Here is a 19,594-nt window from a genome sequence, read left to right on the forward strand (position 1 = left end):
GTTGAATATTTATCAAAAAATAATTAGCATTTAATCAGGGGGAGATTATAGGTGGCAAGAGTTTATCCATTTAAAGGTTATTGTTATAATGAGGAGAAAGTAGGAGACTTAAATAAGATAGTTACTCAACCCTATGATAAAATAGATCAAAACAAGCAGGATTATTATTATCAAGAGAGTGATTATAATATAGTAAGGCTTATTCTGGCCAGGGAAGAGGGGGAACAGGATAGGTATCAGACAGCTGCCAGTTATTTGAATAAATGGGTTAAGGAAGATGCCCTGGTACAGGATAAGGAACCTGGATTTTATGCCTACTGGCAGGAATACAAAGTTGAGGGTAAGAAATATATCAGAAAGGGTTTTGTAGGTCTAGGTAAACTGGAAGGAGAAGAGGGTGTCAAGGCCCATGAAAATACCCTTGAAGGACCAAAAGCAGATAGGTTAAATCTTATAAGGGCTACAGAGGCAAATTTTGGGCATATTTTTATGCTCTATTCAGATCCTAAAAAAATAATCCTGGAACTGCTGGATAAGGGGGTAGCAGAACGTTCTCCTGCTATCAAAGTTAATGATGAAGATGGTAATACACACCTACTCTGGAAGATAACTGACCAGGTAATAATTAAAAACATTCAAGAAGCTATGATGGATAAGACCCTATATATTGCTGATGGTCACCATCGCTATCAAACTGCTGTTAATTATCGAAATGAATGCTATGCTAAAGGATGGCAGTCTACAGATAATGAGGGGTTTAATCATAGATTAATGACTTTTATAAACATAGATGACCCGGGATTAAACATACTGGCAACACATAGAATGCTCTATGGTCTTAGCAATTTTAAAATTGAGGATTTTATAGAAAAAGCCCGTAAAGATTTTATTATTCAGGAGTATGATCATAAGGATGATTTATTTGCAGTCCTGGATGATAATGAAGAACATATTTTTGGCTTTAAAGCCAGGAAAGATCAAAGATATTATAGTTTAAGACTTGAAGATAATACAATTATGGAGAGATTTCTTGCAGGACGTTCAGCATACTGGAAGAATCTTGATGTTGTTATTCTTCATAAGATAATTCTGGAACAATATTTGGGTATTGATGAACAGGCCCTTGCTGCTAAAAGTAATATAGATTATGTGCGTTATCGTGAAACTGCTTTAAATAAGTTAGCAGAAGGAAATTATCAGGCTGCTTTTATTTTAAATCCAACAAAAGTAGCTGAAGTGAAAAATATTGCAGATGAAAATGAAAGAATGCCGCAAAAATCAACGGATTTTTATCCAAAATTGCTGACTGGATTGGTAATAAACCGCTTGAATATCAAGAAGGATTAATAATCATTCTGGATAATAAATAATTTTTTAAGTAAAATAATAAAGTAAAAAAGTATTAAAAACACCCCTTCCAGGCAGACGGGGTGTTTTTCTCAAAATAAATTACAATTTTTTGAAATGGGTCTTAATGCCTAAGCTATATATATATATCTTGCCTTATAAAATTAGAAAAGATATAATTATTAAAGGGTGATACTTATGCAAAAGAGACAGCTACATATTAAATATGGAAACAAAGCTAAGGAGATGGTTTATGACCTGCTGGATAAACTGAATATAGCAAGTGATATTGACAAAAGAAATAGCCTGATTGGAATCAAACCTAATCTTGTACTGCCAAGCCCTTCAAATAAAGGGGCAACAACTTCTCCAGATTTAGTAGAGGGTATTATCAGGTATTTGCAGGATAATGGATATAATAATATAGTAATTCTGGAAGGTGCCTGGGTAGGTGCCAGTACTGAAAAAGCCTTTGAAGTCTGTGGTTATAATGAACTTTCCAGAAAATATAAGATACCTTTAATAGATTTAAAAAAAGACAAATATAAAGAAATCGATGTTGAAGGCCTATCACTAAAGGTATGTCAAAAGGCCTTAGAAATTGATTATTTAATCAACCTGCCGGTTCTCAAAGCCCACTGTCAAACACACCTGACCTGTGCCCTGAAAAATTTGAAAGGGTGTATACCGGATCCAGAAAAAAGGAGATTTCACCGTCTAGGTTTACATCAACCTATTGCGTTTTTAAATAAAGTCCTGGAGAGCAAGCTGGTAATAGTTGATGGAATAATTGGTGATCTTACATTTGAAGAAGGTGGTAACCCTGTCCAGATGGATAGGATTATTATTGGACAGGACCCTGTTTTAATTGATACATATTGTGCAGCATTGATTGGTTATAGTAAAAATGATATATCATATATTGATATTGCAAATGAAATTGGTATTGGCAGTTCTAATCTAGAAGAAGCAGAGATTATTGAACATAATCCAGGATACAAATCAGATAAAGATTTTTATCATTCCACTCTGGTAAAAAAACTTGCCAGAAAAGTAACAGAGGATAAGTCCTGTTCTGCCTGTTACGGCAGTTTAATTCATGCCTTAAAACGCTTAGAAGAAAAAGGCATAAAACCAAAAGAAAAAATATTTATCGGCCAGGGATTTAAAGGACTTTCAGAGTCAGGTATTGGTATTGGTAATTGTACATCAGGTTTTAGTAAGAATATTAAGGGTTGTCCACCTAGTGCAAAAGCAATTATCGATTATATTATCAGTCAACAATAACAGGCTATGTAATGTAATACTTTTATTTTGCAATCTGGTATATATTACTATATAATAATAAAATAATGTCCATTAAAATTACAAGGAGGGACATTAATGGACAGAAATCAGGAAATGAAGATAGGCTTAGCCCTGGGTGCAGGGGCTGTCCGCGGTTTAGCACATCTGGCTGTTCTTGATGTATTAAAAAGAGAAGGTATTCGCATAGACTGTATTGCTGGTTGTAGTATAGGTAGTTTGATTGGTGGTGTTTATGCTGCTGGTTTACCAGTTAAATACATCAAAGAGCTTGCCCGTGAGATTGATTGGGACCATATTACCGATATAACCTTCCCCCGCCATGGTCTTGTTAAAGGGGATAAATTTTTGTCCTTTCTGGAGCTAATAACCCAGGGTAAGAATATTGAGGACTTAAATATTCCTTTTGCTGCTATTGCCTGTGATATTGAACAGGGAGAACACATAGTTATAAAAGAGGGGTCACTGGCAAAGGCTATCAGAGCAAGTACATCTATTCCAGGTATATATGTGCCCTTTAAACATAAGGGGCGTTTACTGGTAGATGGTGGTGTTTTAGACACCATCCCAGTTTCAACTGTGCGTGATATGGGTGCAGATATTGTGATTGCTGTTGATGTTGGAGTAAAAAAAGTCAATGATAGTGTAAAGAATATTTTTGACATCTTATTTAATACATTTGATATTATGCAGCATGAACTGGAAAAACATAAAACACTTGCTGCCGATATAATTATTAGACCAGATTTAGCTGATTGTTCAGGTTTTGACCTGGATCAGGTAGATAAATGCCTATCGGTTGGTTATAGTGCTGTTGAAGATATTTTACCTGATTTAATAAAGCTAATTAAGGAGAGGATTTAATGTTTAAGAGGAACGGTTTAGCCAGCAAGTTATTTGGTTTATTAATTATTTTTTTTATTATAATTAATTTTATACCTGCTAATCAGATGATTATGGCACCAGGGATTGCCCAGGAATTGTCACCAATGGTTACTGTTGAGAATGGTTATAAAAATGAAAGCAGGGGGGCTTTTATGCTTACTGCTGTTTCAACCCAGCCGGCTTCCCTCTGGGATCTTATATATGTTTCATTAAAAAAACCCAGGGGTGTAGAAATAGAACCAATGGAGAGGCATATTCCACCTGGTATGGATATGAACGAATATCTTAAAATTATGAAAAGGTATATGGAAGACAGTAAGCTAAAATCCCAAGCTGCTGCTTTTAAAGAAGCAGGTTTTGATATTACAATTAAAAAGCATGGTGTGGTAGTTGAACAGGTGCTTGAAGATGGTTCAGCTAAAGGGAAATTGAAACAAGGAGATGTGATTATAGTTGTTGATGACAAGCCTATCAAGGATGACCAAGATACAGTTGATTTTATACGGGAACATCAGATAGGCGAAGATGTAGAAATAACTGTTGAACGAGATGGTAAAGAAATTGATTATACTATGAAAACAGTTGAAACAGAGTCTAATCCTGGTAAGGCTTCGATAGGTGTCATGATATTTACAAACTATTCTTATGATTTCCCAAGAAATGTTATATTTAAAACCGATAATATTGCTGGTTCTTCTGCTGGAGGGATGTTTGCCCTCGAAATATATAATCAGCTTCTGGAAGAGGATATTACCAAAGGACGGAGAATTGCAGGTACTGGGACAATTGACCTTGAGGGAAATATTGGTGTTATAGATGGTATTGTACAAAAGGTTATTGCTGCAGAAGAAAATAATGCTGAAATATTCTTTGTTCCAGTAGAGAATTATGAAACGGCAGAAAAAACCGCTACTAAAATGAAAGTAGTTTCTATTGAAACCATAGGTGATGCTATTAATTATTTACTTAATAATTAAATATTACCTTTACTTTACTTTTATCAGTGGTGTTGTAAAATCCCGATGACCTTTACGTTCTCTTTTATTTGGATATAATAGTGAATAAATATCACTGGCCATAAGATCATAACTAAGTGATTTTATTAGGGGGTCATTACTTTTAGTATTAATAGACCTTAAAAAGCGGGCAGGTTTTATTATTACAGGCAGTGAGGATTTACCAGTTAACTTTGAAAGTATTTTTTCACCCTGTTTATTTAACCCCAGTATCCGGAGATATTGGGGTCCTTTTTTGTCTAAAAACTCAAAATCTTTCTGTCTTATATCAAATAAAATATGTAGTAAATTGCGTTCTATCCTGGTTCTGGTAAAAGACCTGGTTTTAATATTTTCAATTAACTCTTCTAAATCACCTGCCTGGTGTGCGGCCTCATATATCCTGTTCTCAAGCCCGGTGTTTATTTCTGCAAATTCAATAAGGTCATCTGGTCTCAGTTTCCTAAGTGTTGCTAAAATTATTGCTCCTAAATACTCATTTTTGATTGCTATTTTTTGATTTTTAACCCACTTTTCCAGAATTTGATAGCTCTCTGCAGGAAGATAATCAGTAATAGCTGAAAGGCCCTGATTAAGAAAGCATTCTCTGATAGCTGTAGCACTGGAAATCTTATTGTTAATAGCTTTAGCATGGTAATTTTGCCCCTGTCTTTTAATAGTCAGAGGGGTTAAACTGCTATTGAGTTGAGATATTGCTTTAATATATTCAATTCCTAAAATGTTATTTGGTTCCATAATAATTTCTGTAATTTCTTTAATGTTAGATTGATAATTATTACTACCCTTTAGTTTCATAAAGTCAATAAGTGCTTTTTCCCGGGCATGTGGATAAGATAGACCGATAGTCAGGTATGATTTTATCCTTTCAATAAAATACTCATCTTCGTTTAATAGTATACTGGCTATTTCTTTTAAGGGTTTTAAATTACCACTTTCACTACCAAAGACAATATTTTTAACTATATTTGTATTACTGAGTAGTTCTACAGCACCTCTTGCAAAATACTCTGCACTCCTTATTCCATATACTAATGGTAGCTCAATAATCAAGTCTACTCCATTTTTGATAGCCATATGAGTTCTGGCCCATTTGTCCAGTAGAGCAGGCCTCCCCCGTTGCATAAAATTCCCGTTCATAACACAAATAACTCCATCACTGTTTGTTATTTCCCGCGCCTTTTTTAAATGATAGAGATGCCCATAATGAAAGGGATTGTATTCGGTTATAATACCTAATATATTCATCGATAAACCACTTCCTGACTAAACAATTAAATACTATTTATAAGATTGATTAATATATCTTAATTTTTTGATAAGTTTTTCTTTTGATTTTACAAAGGATAATTGCTGTTATTGTAGTATTATATAAATGATATCAGAAAAATAATCATTATACAAATTATACTAGGGAGAAAAACTTATAAAAAGGGGATGTGTGAATGGATTTATTAACTACTTTTAAAAAAAGGGCTAGAGAGAACAAAAAGAGTATTGTTCTGCCTGAAGGTACTGAGCCAAGAGTAATTAAGGCTGCAGCCTCAATACTTAAAGAGGGATTAGCGGAACTTATTATCCTGGGTAAAGAAGAAGAGATTATGAGTATTGCCCAGAAAGCAAGGGTAAGTATTGATGGTGCTGTTTTAATTAACCCTGGAGAGTCAGAATTTATTGAGGAATTTACAGATATCTTTTTTGAATTAAGAAAACACAAAGGGATTTCAAGAGAAGATGCGAGTAGACAAGTAGTTAATCCCCTCTATTTTGGTACTATGTTAGTGCATACTGATCAAGCTGCTGGAATGGTTGCTGGTTCCATAAATGCGACTGGTGATGTATTAAGACCTGCCTTTCAGATTATTAAGACTAAACCTGGTATTTCAGTAGTTTCTGGTGCTTTTATAATGAATGTGCCGGACTGCCAGTATGGCAGTGATGGTGTTTTTCTTTTTGCTGATTGTGCAGTAAATCCGGCTCCTGATGCAGAGCAGCTGGCTGAAATTGCTGCTTCATCAGCAGAAACAGCTGAAACTCTATTAGGGCTAGAATCAAGAGTAGCTATGCTTTCTTTTTCTACAAAGGGTAGTGCTAAACATGATAATGTAGATAAAGTAGTAGCAGCAACAAAAATAGCCAGAGAAAAAGGAGATTTAATCATTGATGGAGAATTGCAGGCAGATGCTGCCTTGGTTGACTCTATTGCCCAGACAAAATCACCTGATAGTGATGTGGCCGGGAAGGCAAATGTCCTTGTTTTTCCTGATCTACAGGCTGGTAATATTGCTTATAAACTGGTACAGAGGCTGGCTAATGCTGAAGCAATTGGTCCAATATTACAGGGTATAGCTAAACCAATCAATGATCTATCAAGAGGTTGTTCGGTGGATGATATTGTAAATCTAGTTTCTATTACATCAGTTCAGGCTGAATAAAATCGGGGAGTGAAAAAAATGAAAATTTTAGTATTAAATAGTGGGAGTTCTTCTGTAAAATATCAACTAATAGACATGGATAATGAGTCAGTCCTGGCTAAAGGGGTAGTTGAAAGAATTGGTATTACTGATTCTGTTCTTGAACATGAACCTGCAGACAGAGAAGCAATTGTTATTAAAGAAGATATACCAGATCATGCTGCTGCAATTAAAATGGTAATTGAGGCCCTGTTAAATGAAGAACATGGAGTTTTAAATGATATTGATGAAATTAATGCTGTAGGCCACCGGGTAGTACACGGAGGGGAAAAGTTTGCTTCGTCAATTTTAATTGATAAAGAGGTTATTAAAGAAATAGAGGATGTTTCTGATCTAGCACCCTTACATAACCCACATAATTTGACCGGTATAAGGGTTTGTAATGATCTGTTAGAAGATAAACCACAGGTAGCTGTGTTTGATACTGCTTTTCATCAGACAATGCCCAATAGGGCGTTTATGTATGCCCTGCCATACGAATATTATGAGAGATATGGTATCAGGAGATATGGATTTCACGGAACATCACATAAATATGTGGCCCAAAGGACTTCTGCCTTAATGGACAGACCACTTGAGGATTTAAAGATAATTACCTGTCATTTAGGCAATGGAGCCAGTATTACTGCTATAGATGGTGGTAAATCTATTGATACCAGTATGGGTTTAACTCCCTTAGAAGGACTTATGATGGGAACCCGTTGTGGTGATATTGATCCAGCAATTATACCCTTTGTTATGGAAAAAGAGGGTTTAACGATGGCAGAAATGGATAGTATAATGAATAAGAAGAGTGGACTTTTAGGTGTATCTGGTATTAGTAGTGATTCAAGAGATGTTGAAGCAGCAGCAGGAGAGGATAATAAAAGGGCAGAAATTGCCCTTGAGATGTTTGACTATAGGGTTGCCAAATATGTAGGGGCATATGTTGCTGCTATGGGAGGTGTAGATGCTATCGTATTTACAGCTGGTATAGGTGAAAATCAAAAAAGAACCAGAGCAGATGTAATTAATAATCTTAAATTCCTTAATATAAAATTAAATAAAGAAGCAAATAATTCGAGAGGAAAAGAGATATTAATCTCAACTGAAGACTCCAGTGTCAAGGTGTTTGTAATACCTACTAATGAAGAGCTGATGATTGCCCGGGATACTCAGGAAATAGTGTCTGCTTTATAAAAATGTGTTTTGATTAAAATTAAATGATGTGGTTATTTTGTTCTTGACAAGTATATATAAGTTTCTTATAATTAAATATGGTCGCAAATTAAAGGTGGAATTAATCATGTTAATTGATTTAAGCAGTCTAAAGGAAGTGGGGAGTCGTAAAAGTATTGATAGAAAGATAGAACTCCCTGATCTTTCATATAGAGAACAGGAGATAGGCATACCTTTTCCCTTAGATCTTAAATTAGATATGTATAACACTGAAGATTCTTATACCCTAACAGGGAGCCTGGCGGGAAATCTTGTCTTAACATGTTCACGTTGTCTGGAGAGATTTGAATATAAGATAGATATTAAGATTAATGAGGAACTAATGAAAGATGAGATAAATAATATTAGTGAATTTGATATAAGTAGTATCTTAATAGAGCACATATTATTAATCATCCCCATTAAACCTATTTGTTCTCAGGACTGTAAAGGCCTCTGTGTACAATGTGGTCAAAATCTTAATGAGGGAGAATGTGATTGTGAAAAGGATATTATAGACCCTAGAATGGCGAAACTTAAAAAGCTTTTTGATGATAAAGACAATGAGGAGGTGTAAAAAATGGCTGTACCAAAGAGAAGAACTTCGAAATCTCGTAAACGCAAAAGACGTACTCACTGGAAATTAAATGCTCCTAATCTTGTGGAATGCCCACAATGTCATGAATTAAAATTATCTCATAGGGTATGTCCAGAATGCGGCTATTATAAAGGGAAAGAGGTAGTAGCAAAATAATTGTGATGAATTTATAAAAGGTGACCGTTTAGTGGTCACCTTTTTTCATAGTAATCATAAATAATATAGTAAATAATTTTTTTCTTGAAATAGTACCATGTATAGCTTATAATATAAGAGACAGTGTTAGTACCAGGTCATAATAGGTGGTCATAAATGAAGATATCCAAAAGAGAAAGACAGAAATTATTAAAAAAGACATTAAGTGCTAATCCTTTATTAACTGATCGTGAATTGTCTGAGAAATTTGGAGTAAGTATTCAGACGGTCAGATTAGATAGATTGGAGCTTGGTATACCTGAAGTAAGGGAGAGGACAAAGTCAGCTGCTTCAGCTTATGCCCGACTGAAATCTGTTAATGAAGGCGAAGTTATTGGTGAATTAATTTCACTTGAACTGGATAAGTCTGCTGAATCACATCTTATTACCACCAAGGAGATGGCTTTACAGAGGAGTGAAATTGTACGTGGGCATTATCTGTTTGCTCAGGCCAATTCACTGGCTGTTGCAGTTATTAATGCTAAAGCGGTATTGACTGGTAGTGTTAAACTCAGGTTTCATAATGTTGTAGAGATCGGTAATAACATTAAAGCCAGGGCAGTTGTGAAAAAGAAAATTAATAATAAATACTTTATTGAAGTAAACATTTATAATGCTGATGAAATTGTTTTTTCTGGAGAATTTATTATGTTTGCACAAATGGAGGGATAGACTATGAGAATAGTAATTGATGCTATGGGTGGTGACCATGCCCCCCAAAAAATAGTTGAGGGTGCTGTTTTAGCCTCTCGTAAATATTCTGATATTGAATTAATATTAACCGGGAGGAAGGAAATATTAAATAAAATATTAGAAAATAATCATTCTCCAAAAAATATCACAGTCATTAATACATCTGAAAAGATTGATATGAATGAATCACCGGCCAGAGCAATTAAGAAAAAGAAAGATTCGTCAATTGTAAAGGGTTTAGATCTTTTACATAAAAAAGAAGCAGATGCCTTTGTCTCTGCTGGTAATACAGGGGCTGTTATGGCTGGCAGTCTTTTTAAACTAGGGAGGATTAAGGGGATAAAAAGACCATCAATTCTTGTTAGTTTCCCTTCAAAAAAGGGTGAAACAATCCTGATGGACAATGGTGCTAATGTTGACTGTAAACCCATCAATCTATATCAATTTGCTATTATGGGACAGATATATGCTAAGTATGTTCTGGGGATTGATAATCCGAAAACAGGTTTATTAAGTATTGGTGAGGAAAAGGCAAAAGGAAATCAGCTGGTAAAAGAAAGCTATGATTTAATTATTAATGCCCAGGAAATTTCTGATTTTGTCGGTAATGTTGAAGGTAGAGATATATATAATGGTAGTTGTGACCTGGTAATTTGTGATGGTTTTGTTGGTAATGTTGTCTTAAAGACTACTGAAGGAGTGGCTTCTTTAATGTTTAGTCTACTTAAAGATGCCTTCACTACAAACTTAAGGGCAAAACTAGGGGCTTTGTTGCTTAAACCTTATCTTGCAAAGCTAATAAATAAAACTGATTATAGACAATATGGTGGTGCTCCATTATTGGGGGTTAATGGGGTAGTGATTATCAGTCATGGTAGTTCTGATGAGATTGCTATTATGAATGCAGTTAAAGTAGCCAGGGAAACAGTCATTCAAAATATTGTAAGTAAAATTGAAAATAAAGTTAATGAGGATGGTGAAAAATAAATGGCACGCAAGGCGACTATAACAGGGTTAGGAAATTATATCCCCCCTAAGGTTTTAACTAATAAAGATCTTGAGAAAATGGTAGATACTTCAGATGAATGGATAACTACGAGAACAGGAATAAAAGAAAGACACATTGTTGAAGATGATGTTTCAACCTCTGATATGGTTTATGTAGCTGCTCAAAAAGCCCTTAAAAATTCGGGGATGAAAGCTGATAAACTTGATTTGATTATTGTAGCTACTGTAACCCCTGATATGCCTTTTCCCGCAACAGCATGTTTAATTCAGGAGAGACTTGGTGCAGAAAAGGCTGCAGCTTTTGATCTGGAAGCAGGTTGTTCTGGATTTGTATATGCCTTAAGTGTGGCTACTCAATTTATAGAAACAGGTGTTTATGGAAATGCTTTAGTAGTTGGGGCAGATATACTTACTAAGATAACAGACTGGGAAGACAGAAGTACTTGTGTATTGTTTGGTGATGGTGCTGGAGCAGCTATCCTGCAGGCGACAGATAAAGGGGGAATGTTGGCCTTTGACCTGGGATCTGATGGTAGTGGTGGTAAAAGTCTATATATGCCAGGTGGTGGTTCTTTAAGTCCTTCTTCAGAACTAACAGTTAAAGAAAGACAGCACTATATCAAAATGGAAGGTAATCAGGTATTTAAATTTGCTGTAAAAATAATGGAACAATCCTCAGTAGATGTTCTCAATAAAGCCGGGTTAAAACCCGAAGATGTTAATCTGTTTATACCCCATCAGGCCAATACCAGGATTATTAATGCAGCAGCTAAAAGGTTAAAACTTACTGATGATAAGGTCTTTGTAAACCTTCCCAAGTATGGTAATACCTCATCTGCTTCAATACCACTTGCTCTAGTTGAAGCAAAAGAAAAGGGACTTATCAATGAAGGAGATATTATTGTTTTAGTAGCCTTTGGTGCTGGATTAACCTGGGCTTCTACAGTAATTAAATGGCATGAGGAGGGGCTTTAAATTGAACTTTAGAAATAGGCTAACTGAGATATTAGAAATAGACCTGCCCATTATCCAGGGGGGGATGGCCTGGGTAGCTACTGGAGAACTAGCTGCTGCTGTGAGTCAGGCCGGGGGGCTAGGTGTTATAGGAGCTGGTAATGCCCCTGCTGATGTAATCAGAAAAGAGATCAACAAGGTAAAAGAGAAAACCAGCAAACCATATGCTGTAAATATCATGCTCCTTTCACCTTTTGTTGACGATATTGTTGATCTGCTTATTGAAGAAAAGGTACCAGTTGTTACTACAGGTGCAGGGAATCCAGGCAAATATATTGAACGTTTTAAAAAAATTGGGACTAGAGTTATTCCAGTTGTTCCCTCAGTTGCCCTGGCCAGACGAATGGAAAAAATCGGTGCTGACTGTCTTATAGCAGAAGGTACAGAGGCTGGCGGGCATATAGGTGAACTAACAACAATTTCTTTGATTCCCCAAATAGTAGATGCAGTGAATATACCTGTTATTGCTGCAGGTGGTATTGCAGATGGTAGGGGAATGGCAGCAGCTATGGCACTGGGGGCAGAGGGTGTACAATTAGGTACCAGATTTGTCTGTTCTAAAGAGTGCACAGCACATGAAAACTTCAAAAAGGCTATTATAGATGCCAGGGATAGAGATGCAGTTGTTACTGGGCGGGTAACTGGTCACCCAGTAAGGAATTTAAAGAACGACCTTACCCGTGAAATACAAAAATTAGAACGCAAAGGCGCGAGTAAGGATGAAATAGAAGAACTGGGAACAGGTAGATTACGTCTTGCTGTTAAAGAAGGTGATATTAATCAAGGAAGTGTTATGGCTGGACAGATTGCCGGATTAATCAATGATATTCAACCAGTAGAACTTATTATTAATAATATTATAGAAGAAACCGAGGGAATATTAACAGACCTGGGAGGTAAAAATAATGAAGCGTAAAACAGCCTTTCTTTTCTCTGGACAGGGTTCACAATATGTTGGTATGGGGCTTGAACTTATAAATAATTACCCTCCTGGTTTACAAATCATGGAACAGGCCGAAGAATATCTCGCTCTTCCATTAAAGAAAATGTGTTTTGAAGGACCAGCAGAAAAATTAAACATCACTAAGAACACTCAACCGGCTATTTTTACAATTAGTTATATTATCTATAATTTTCTTATGGAAAATGCTCTAAAGCCTTCTGCTGTAGCAGGACATAGTTTAGGTGAATATAGTGCTTTAGCGTCTGCCAAATCTTTTTCTTTTGAAGATGGTTTAAGACTGGTTAGGCAGCGTGGAATTTTAATGGATGAAGCAATGCCTGTTGGTTCAGGAACTATGGCTGCTGTTATTGGACTAAATAGTAATTTGATTACAGAGATATGTACTAATATTGAAGGGGTCTGTGAAGTTGCTAATTACAATTCCCCACAACAGACTGTTATCTCTGGTGAAGAAAAAGCCATTAATGAGGCTGTAGAAAGTTTAAAAAAATTAGGCGCTAAAAAAGTTGTTAAACTTGATGTTAGTGGACCATTTCATTCATCATTAATGAAACCGGCCAGAGATGAATTTGCCAAGATTGTTAACGACATAGAATTTAAGGAACCAGTCTATCCAGTGATTGCCAATGTGACTGCTGATTATATAAAAGATGCTAAAGAAATAAAGGGACTGCTACTGGAACAAATAACAGGTAGTGTATACTGGGTAGATAGTATAAAAAGATTAATAGATGATGGTTATAATACCTTTATAGAGGTAGGACCAGGTAGGGTATTAAAGGGTTTAATGCGTAGCATAGACCGTTCGGTTGATGCCTTTAATGTTGAGAGTTTTAAAGATTATGAGAAATTAATTAAAAAATTATAAAAAAGAAAGGGTGATTCATTAATGAGAATAGATGGCAAGGTTGCTCTTATTACTGGAAGTTCACGCGGTATTGGTGCTGCAACAGCAGTCAAACTGGCCAGTGAAGGTGCTGATATTATTATTAACTACCCTTTTGAAGCAGAGAAAGAACATGCTGATAAGGTAGTAGATAAAGTTAATTCACTCGGTCGTAAAGCAATATCTATTATGGCAGATGTCTCCAATATTGAACAGGTAAAGACTATGATCAAAACTGCTATCAAAGAATTTAGTAAAATAGATATATTAGTAAATAATGCGGGCATTACCCGGGATAATCTTATAATGAGAATGAAAGAAAAAGACTGGGATGCTGTCATGAATGTTAATCTTAAAGGTGTTTTTAATTGCACAAAGTCTGTTATCCGTCCTATGATGAAACAAAAATCAGGAAAGATAATTAATCTTGCTTCTGTAGTAGGTATCATGGGAAATCCTGGTCAGGCAAATTATTCTGCTTCCAAGGCCGGAGTTATTGGCTTTACTAAGACTATTGCTAAAGAAGTTGCCGCCCGGGGAATTACCTCAAATGCTGTGGCACCTGGTTTTATTAAATCACATATGACAGAAAATCTCTCTAAAGAAGTGCAAGATAATATGCTGGCTGCTATTCCACTTAAAAAATTTGGTAGTCAGGAAGATGTGGCTAATATAATCTGTTTTCTGGCATCATCAGCAGCAGATTATATTAACGGTCAGGTTATTAATGTTGATGGTGGTATGGTAATGTAAATAGAAAGGAGGTGAAATAATGGATATTTTACAGAAAGTAATTGATATTGTTGTAGAGGAACTGGCTGTTGATTCTGAAGAGGTTACTCCTGAAGCATCTTTTATCGATGATCTGGGGGCTGACTCCCTTGATGTTGTAGAATTAGTAATGGCATTTGAAGAAGAATTTGATATTGAAATTCCTGATGAAGAGGCTGAAAACATTCAAACAGTTCAGGATGCAGTTGATTATATTGAGGAAAATTTATAGGCCTAATAATATGGTGCTGGTCCCCACTGAGTTTCAAAGGGGGCCTAAATCCACTTTTTTAAATCATTCTACCCATAAGGGAGGTTAAGGATAATGAGCAAACGTGTTGTTATAACAGGTTTAGGTGTTGTTACATCCCTTGGTATGACAGTTGATGAATTCTGGAATAATATTATTAATGGAAAGTCTGGTATTTCCCGGATTAGTAAATTTGATACTGAAGAATTTCCAAGTAAAGTTGCTGCTGAGATTAAGGATTTTAAAATAGATAAATATATTAACCCTAAAGAAGCCCGAAGAATAGGTATGTTTTCTCAATATGCTATTTATGCTGCCTATGAGGCTTTAGCGGATTCAGGTATAGAAATTAATGATGAAATTGCTGATCAGATAGGTGTCCTGATGGGTTCTGGAATTGGTGGTATTGAAGTCTTTGAAGAGCAAATTGAAAGAATGGTAAAAAAAGGTCCAAGGCGTGTAAGCCCATTTTTCATTCCAATGATGATATCTAATATGGCTGCTGGTCATGTTTCTATTTATACCGGAGCTAAGGGCCCCAATAGTAATGCTGTAACGGCCTGTGCTTCAGGGACCTCTGCTATTGGTGAAGCAATGGAGATAATAAAACGCGGTGATGCTAGTGTTATGATAGCAGGTGGTACAGAAGCAGCTATTACTAAATCTGCTTTAGCAGGTTTTGGTAATATGAAAGCACTAACAACGATGAATGATGAACCAGCTAAGGCAAGTAGACCATTTGATGCTAAAAGGGATGGGTTTATTATTGGTGAAGGTAGTGGTATTGTCATTCTGGAAGAACTTGAACATGCCCGGAAGAGAGGGGCTCAGATATATTGTGAACTCTTAGCTTATGGTGCTTCAGGTGATGCCTATCATATCACTCAGCCTGCACCTGAAGGAGAGGGTGCAGCAAGGGCGATGGAAATGGCTCTTAGAAAGTCAGGTCTTAATAAAAACAAGCTAAATTATATTAATGCCCATGGTACCTCTACACCACTAAATGATAAAAATGAAACAATTGCTATCCGGAAGGTCTTCGGGGAAGACGCAGACAAATTAATGATTAGTTCCACAAAATCAATGACCGGTCATTTATTAGGGGCAGCTGGTGGTGTAGAATCAGTTATCTCTGCACTGGCGTTAAAAAATAAAATAGTTCCTCCAACAATTAATTATGAATATCCAGACCCTGATTGTGACCTTGATTATGTACCTAATGAGGCCAGGAAAGTAAAGGAATTGAAGACAATAATGTCTAATTCTTTTGGCTTTGGCGGACAAAATGCCTGTCTTGTTTTTGGTGCCATATAAGATCTTAAAAAGGAGATAATTCAATGGTATCATTATATAATGAAGATATTATTTCTGATTTAGAAAAAAAGATTAAAATGAGTTTTAATGATAAATTATTATTACAGAGGGCTATTACCCATAAATCATTTAGTAATGAAAATAGCCATCTCGATTTAAGGGATAATGAAAGACTTGAGTTTTTGGGTGATTCAGTCCTCAGTATTGTAATAAGTACTTTTATTTTTGATAATTTTCCTGATTATCCAGAAGGAGAACTGGCCAAGATGAGGTCTGTTATTGTCAGTGAGCCTATTCTTGCCATGCAGGCAAGGAAAATTCAGCTGGGAAAATATCTATTGTTAGGTAATGGCGAAGAATTATCAGGTGGTCGTGAAAGGGATTCTATTCTTGCAGATGCTATGGAGGCTTTAATAGGGGCTATTTATCTTGATTTAGGTATAGATATGGCCAGGAAATTTATTATTAGTAATTTTAATAAGATTATTATTGATGTTGAAAAAGGAAAGTATATACAGGACTATAAAACTATCTTACAGGAATTACTCCAGAAAGATGGTTTTGGTAGACCTATTTATCAGGTAGTTGATGAAAAAGGTCCTGATCACAACAAATCTTTTGTTATAGATGTACTTTATCAGAATAAAAAAATAGGCTCTGGTAAGGGTTCAAGTAAAAAAGAAGCAGAACAAAATGCTGCAATGGCTGCCTTGAAAAATATGAATATTATCTAATCTTACGGGATATTTTTTTAATATATCTCATAAAGATATATTAAAATATCCTGGAGGTAGATAGTATGAATAGGTTTTTTAGAAAGCTGGAGAGATTTTTTGTTAATCTCTTGCTAATTACTTTAATAGTTATAATTAGTTTTCAGATTATTATGCGGGATGAATCAACTTATCAACATATTAAAAAGCTGGAGTACACAGTAAAAGGGCTTTTGAATACAGGAAATACTGTTGAGGTTACATCTATTAAGGAAATGGAAAGGAAGGCTTACCTTACCATAGACCTGTTGCATGATTACTCACTACCACAGGTTTATTTAGTTCAGAACGGGCTGCGGGTGGCTGACTTCTCTGATGGAGTTGTCAAAATAGAAGTAAACAGTGGTGATCTTATCAGTATTGATGCTACTCTATTAAAAAAAACCTTATGGTTTGAAATTACTTCTTTATCAGCTTCGATAAGTAATCTGAAACCTGGTCAACAGTTTAGAGTATCTGGTGATATTAAGAGCTTGGGTGTTATTGAGTTTTATAATAAGATTTAATTATATTCTTTCTTGATAATAAAAATAATATATGGTAAAATAATTTAAATTAGTAGAACACCTGCCAGTACAGGTGTTAATTTTTTAAGTAATATTATTTCTAAAATATATTTATTTGATTATGAGGTGTTAACATGAGGGGTATTAGAGGGGCTATATCTGTTGAAAAAAATACAAGAACTGCAATTCTTGAAAATACCAGTTTACTCCTAAAAGAAATGATTGCCAACAATAAATTATCAGAAAATGATATAATCAGTATCTTTTTTACTGCTACTGATGACCTTGATGAAGTTTACCCAGCAGTTGCAGCCCGCCAACTGGGGTTTGCTGATATTCCATTACTATGTTATCAGGAAATGAAGGTTAAGGATTCACTAGAAAAGTGCATTAGGGTTTTAATGTTTGTTGATTTTGACTGTGCTTTACAGGAAGTAAAACATGTTTATCTAAAAAAGGCTAAAAAATTGCGGCCTGATTTATTAAATCAAGAGAATAGATTAGATAAGGAGAGATGAGAAAATGATAATTGTTATGAAAGATAAGGCTAAGGAAAAAGAGATTAAACAGGTTGTCGACAGGGTAGAAGAATTAGGTTATACCCCACATCCATCACGCGGGGCTAAAAAAATGCTGATTGGCATTATTGGTGATTTAAACCGGGAAGAATTAATTGATTCACTTGGTGCCTATCCAGGTATTGATAAACTTGTTCCGATTATGGAACCCTATAAATTGGTAGGCAGATCTTTTAAAGACAATACTAGTATTATTGACCTTGGTGATGGGGTTACAATAGGTGGTAAAGAGATATTGGTTATGGCTGGTCCCTGTGCTGTTGAAAGTGAAGAGCAGATCATAAAAACTGCTGCAGCAGTAAAAAAATCTGGCGCTAAGGTCTTAAGGGGTGGTGCTTTTAAACCCCGTACTTCTCCCTATAGTTTTCAGGGTATGCAGGAAGAAGGACTGAAACTGCTCAAAACAGCTTCAGATGAGACAGGCTTAAAAGTGATAACTGAGGTAGTTGACCCTAGAGATGTTGAATTGGTTGGTAATTATACAGATGTTTTCCAGATAGGTGCACGAAATATGCAAAATTTTTACCTATTAAAAGAAGTAGGTAAATCAAACAAAGCTGTTTTATTAAAAAGGGGTATGAGTGCTACCTATAAAGAATTTTTGATGGCTGCGGAATATATTATGTCTGAGGGCAATTATAATGTGATACTTTGTGAACGTGGTATTCGTACTTTTGAGACATATACAAGAAATACACTTGATCTGGTAGGTATTCCAGTACTTAAGAAACTCAGTCATCTCCCTGTTGTTATAGACCCTAGTCATGGTACAGGACAGTGGGAACTTGTAACACCTGCTGCCAGAGGGGCGGTTGCTATGGGGGCAGATGGTCTTATTGTAGAGGTACATCCGGAACCTACTAAAGCCCTCAGTGATGGGCAGCAGTCTCTGAAATTTAGTAAATTTACTGCTATGATAGATGATTTAAGTCAGATTGCAAATGCAGTTGGTCGTGAGATATAATTATGAAGATAGGGATAATTGGACTAGGTTTAATGGGTGGGTCACTGGCACTGGCCTTAAAGAAATATAAGCAGGATATAACTATCTATGGCTATGACACCAATGAAAAACACCTTACTTATGCCAAGGAAAAGAAACTTATTGACCATACTTTGCTAGAAGATAATCTACAAAATGTTTCTATTATTTTTGTCGCAACACCTGTCCGTTCAATTGTCAAGGTAATTGCTGATTTATATAATATAATTGATTTAGCTAATACTATTGTTACTGATATGGGAAGCAGCAAAAAATTCATCTGTCAGGATATAAAACAGAGATTCCCCCTGCTGCGTTTTGTTGGGGGACATCCTATGACTGGTAGGGAAGTAAGTGGCCCAGAAGCAGCCCTGGCTGATCTCTTTCGAGATAAAAACTATATATTAATTAATAATAATAACCCAGGGGATCTTGCTCAGATAGCTGAAATAATCAAAGGAATTAGGAGTAAAGTTATAACCCTTAATCCTAAAAAACATGATAACCTTATCTCCTTTACAAGTCATCTACCACAATTTCTGGCTACTGCAGTAGTAAATCTTTTAAATGATGTAGTTGCGGAAAACCCGGAAGTAATTGATTTAATTGGACAGGGGTTTCTTGATTTTACCAGGATTGCAGGTAGTGATCCCCAGATGTGGACAGATATACTTATTAGCAATAAAAAGGCTGTCTTAAGAAGTATAGCCAGGCTTAAGGGTAAAATAGCTGAATTTGAAGAAGCTATTAAAATAGAAGATGAAGAATATATCTATGAGTTGATTAAAAAAGGCAGAGAACAGAGGAAGAAAATAGAGGTTTAATGACTTTAATGATTAGG

At 35.6% G+C, this 19,594-nt stretch carries 22 protein-coding genes; 21 read left to right on the forward strand and 1 reads right to left on the reverse strand.

The window, feature by feature from the left end:
- Positions 1-51: 51 nt before the first annotated feature.
- From GM661_RS09510 to GM661_RS09525, 4 genes are all read left to right on the forward strand, one after another.
- Positions 52-1,347 (forward strand): DUF1015 domain-containing protein, encoded by a 1,296-nt coding sequence (locus GM661_RS09510; protein ID WP_230866662.1) that lies wholly within the window; start codon positions 52-54, stop codon positions 1,345-1,347.
- Between the two features lie 198 nt (positions 1,348-1,545).
- Positions 1,546-2,634 (forward strand): DUF362 domain-containing protein, encoded by a 1,089-nt coding sequence (locus GM661_RS09515; protein WP_230866663.1) that lies wholly within the window; start codon positions 1,546-1,548, stop codon positions 2,632-2,634.
- Positions 2,635-2,730: 96 nt separating this feature from the next.
- Positions 2,731-3,516, forward strand: a complete 786-nt coding sequence (locus GM661_RS09520; RefSeq protein ID WP_230866664.1) for a patatin-like phospholipase family protein — start codon at positions 2,731-2,733, stop codon at positions 3,514-3,516.
- Positions 3,516-4,514 (forward strand): YlbL family protein, encoded by a 999-nt coding sequence (locus GM661_RS09525; protein WP_230866665.1) that lies wholly within the window; start codon positions 3,516-3,518, stop codon positions 4,512-4,514. Before GM661_RS09520 ends, GM661_RS09525 begins: the two co-directional genes overlap by 1 nt.
- 9 nt (positions 4,515-4,523) lie before the next feature.
- Here the strand turns inward: GM661_RS09525 and GM661_RS09530 are convergent, their stop codons facing one another.
- Positions 4,524-5,798: a nucleotidyltransferase gene (locus GM661_RS09530; RefSeq protein WP_230866666.1), complete on the reverse strand. Its 1,275-nt coding sequence runs from the start codon at positions 5,796-5,798 to the stop codon at positions 4,524-4,526.
- Positions 5,799-5,995: 197 nt separating this feature from the next.
- On the opposite strand from GM661_RS09530, the gene pta reads away from it, so the two are divergent.
- From pta to GM661_RS09615, 17 genes are all read left to right on the forward strand, one after another.
- Positions 5,996-6,985 (forward strand): phosphate acetyltransferase, encoded by a 990-nt coding sequence (gene pta / locus GM661_RS09535; RefSeq protein ID WP_230866667.1) that lies wholly within the window; start codon positions 5,996-5,998, stop codon positions 6,983-6,985.
- Positions 6,986-7,003: 18 nt separating this feature from the next.
- Complete coding sequence (locus GM661_RS09540) at positions 7,004-8,203, forward strand: acetate/propionate family kinase (RefSeq protein ID WP_230866668.1); 1,200 nt, start codon at positions 7,004-7,006, stop codon at positions 8,201-8,203.
- Between the two features lie 106 nt (positions 8,204-8,309).
- Entirely contained in the window at positions 8,310-8,798 is a 489-nt protein-coding gene (locus tag GM661_RS09545) for a YceD family protein (protein ID WP_125990417.1), read from the forward strand.
- A gap of 3 nt (positions 8,799-8,801) precedes the next feature.
- Positions 8,802-8,975, forward strand: coding sequence for a 50S ribosomal protein L32 (rpmF, locus tag GM661_RS09550; RefSeq protein WP_125990418.1), 174 nt, complete (start codon positions 8,802-8,804; stop codon positions 8,973-8,975).
- Between the two features lie 156 nt (positions 8,976-9,131).
- The gene (gene fapR, locus GM661_RS09555; protein WP_125990419.1) at positions 9,132-9,686 is read left to right on the forward strand and encodes a transcription factor FapR; all 555 of its coding nucleotides are present in this window, start codon (positions 9,132-9,134) and stop codon (positions 9,684-9,686) included.
- Positions 9,687-9,689: 3 nt separating this feature from the next.
- Complete coding sequence (gene plsX, locus GM661_RS09560) at positions 9,690-10,694, forward strand: phosphate acyltransferase PlsX (protein ID WP_230866669.1); 1,005 nt, start codon at positions 9,690-9,692, stop codon at positions 10,692-10,694.
- Entirely contained in the window at positions 10,695-11,690 is a 996-nt protein-coding gene (locus GM661_RS09565) for a beta-ketoacyl-ACP synthase III (RefSeq protein ID WP_230866670.1), read from the forward strand.
- Between the two features lies 1 nt (position 11,691).
- Positions 11,692-12,645: an enoyl-[acyl-carrier-protein] reductase FabK gene (gene fabK, locus GM661_RS09570; protein ID WP_269059883.1), complete on the forward strand. Its 954-nt coding sequence runs from the start codon at positions 11,692-11,694 to the stop codon at positions 12,643-12,645.
- Complete coding sequence (gene fabD / locus GM661_RS09575) at positions 12,635-13,561, forward strand: ACP S-malonyltransferase (protein ID WP_230866671.1); 927 nt, start codon at positions 12,635-12,637, stop codon at positions 13,559-13,561. Before fabK ends, fabD begins: the two co-directional genes overlap by 11 nt.
- A 21-nt stretch (positions 13,562-13,582) precedes the next feature.
- Complete coding sequence (fabG, locus tag GM661_RS09580) at positions 13,583-14,332, forward strand: 3-oxoacyl-[acyl-carrier-protein] reductase (RefSeq protein ID WP_125990423.1); 750 nt, start codon at positions 13,583-13,585, stop codon at positions 14,330-14,332.
- Between the two features lie 19 nt (positions 14,333-14,351).
- The gene (locus tag GM661_RS09585; RefSeq protein ID WP_125990424.1) at positions 14,352-14,582 is read left to right on the forward strand and encodes an acyl carrier protein; all 231 of its coding nucleotides are present in this window, start codon (positions 14,352-14,354) and stop codon (positions 14,580-14,582) included.
- 93 nt (positions 14,583-14,675) lie between these two features.
- The gene (gene fabF, locus GM661_RS09590) at positions 14,676-15,914 is read left to right on the forward strand and encodes a beta-ketoacyl-ACP synthase II (protein ID WP_230866672.1); all 1,239 of its coding nucleotides are present in this window, start codon (positions 14,676-14,678) and stop codon (positions 15,912-15,914) included.
- Between the two features lie 23 nt (positions 15,915-15,937).
- Positions 15,938-16,648, forward strand: coding sequence for a ribonuclease III (gene rnc, locus GM661_RS09595; protein ID WP_230866673.1), 711 nt, complete (start codon positions 15,938-15,940; stop codon positions 16,646-16,648).
- Positions 16,649-16,713: 65 nt separating this feature from the next.
- The gene (locus tag GM661_RS09600) at positions 16,714-17,193 is read left to right on the forward strand and encodes a hypothetical protein (RefSeq protein ID WP_230866674.1); all 480 of its coding nucleotides are present in this window, start codon (positions 16,714-16,716) and stop codon (positions 17,191-17,193) included.
- Positions 17,194-17,327: 134 nt separating this feature from the next.
- Positions 17,328-17,711, forward strand: a complete 384-nt coding sequence (gene aroH, locus GM661_RS09605) for a chorismate mutase (protein WP_230866675.1) — start codon at positions 17,328-17,330, stop codon at positions 17,709-17,711.
- Positions 17,712-17,715: 4 nt separating this feature from the next.
- Complete coding sequence (gene aroF, locus GM661_RS09610) at positions 17,716-18,735, forward strand: 3-deoxy-7-phosphoheptulonate synthase (protein WP_230866676.1); 1,020 nt, start codon at positions 17,716-17,718, stop codon at positions 18,733-18,735.
- A gap of 2 nt (positions 18,736-18,737) precedes the next feature.
- Positions 18,738-19,577 carry a prephenate dehydrogenase gene (locus tag GM661_RS09615; protein WP_230866677.1) on the forward strand — a complete coding sequence of 280 codons (840 nt, stop codon included), beginning with the start codon at positions 18,738-18,740 and terminating at the stop codon, positions 19,575-19,577.
- Positions 19,578-19,594 lie beyond the last annotated feature (17 nt).

Origin of the sequence: Iocasia fonsfrigidae (assembly GCF_017751145.1) — a bacterium.
In the GTDB taxonomy this organism is placed as follows: domain Bacteria; phylum Bacillota; class Halanaerobiia; order Halanaerobiales; family DTU029; genus Iocasia; species Iocasia fonsfrigidae.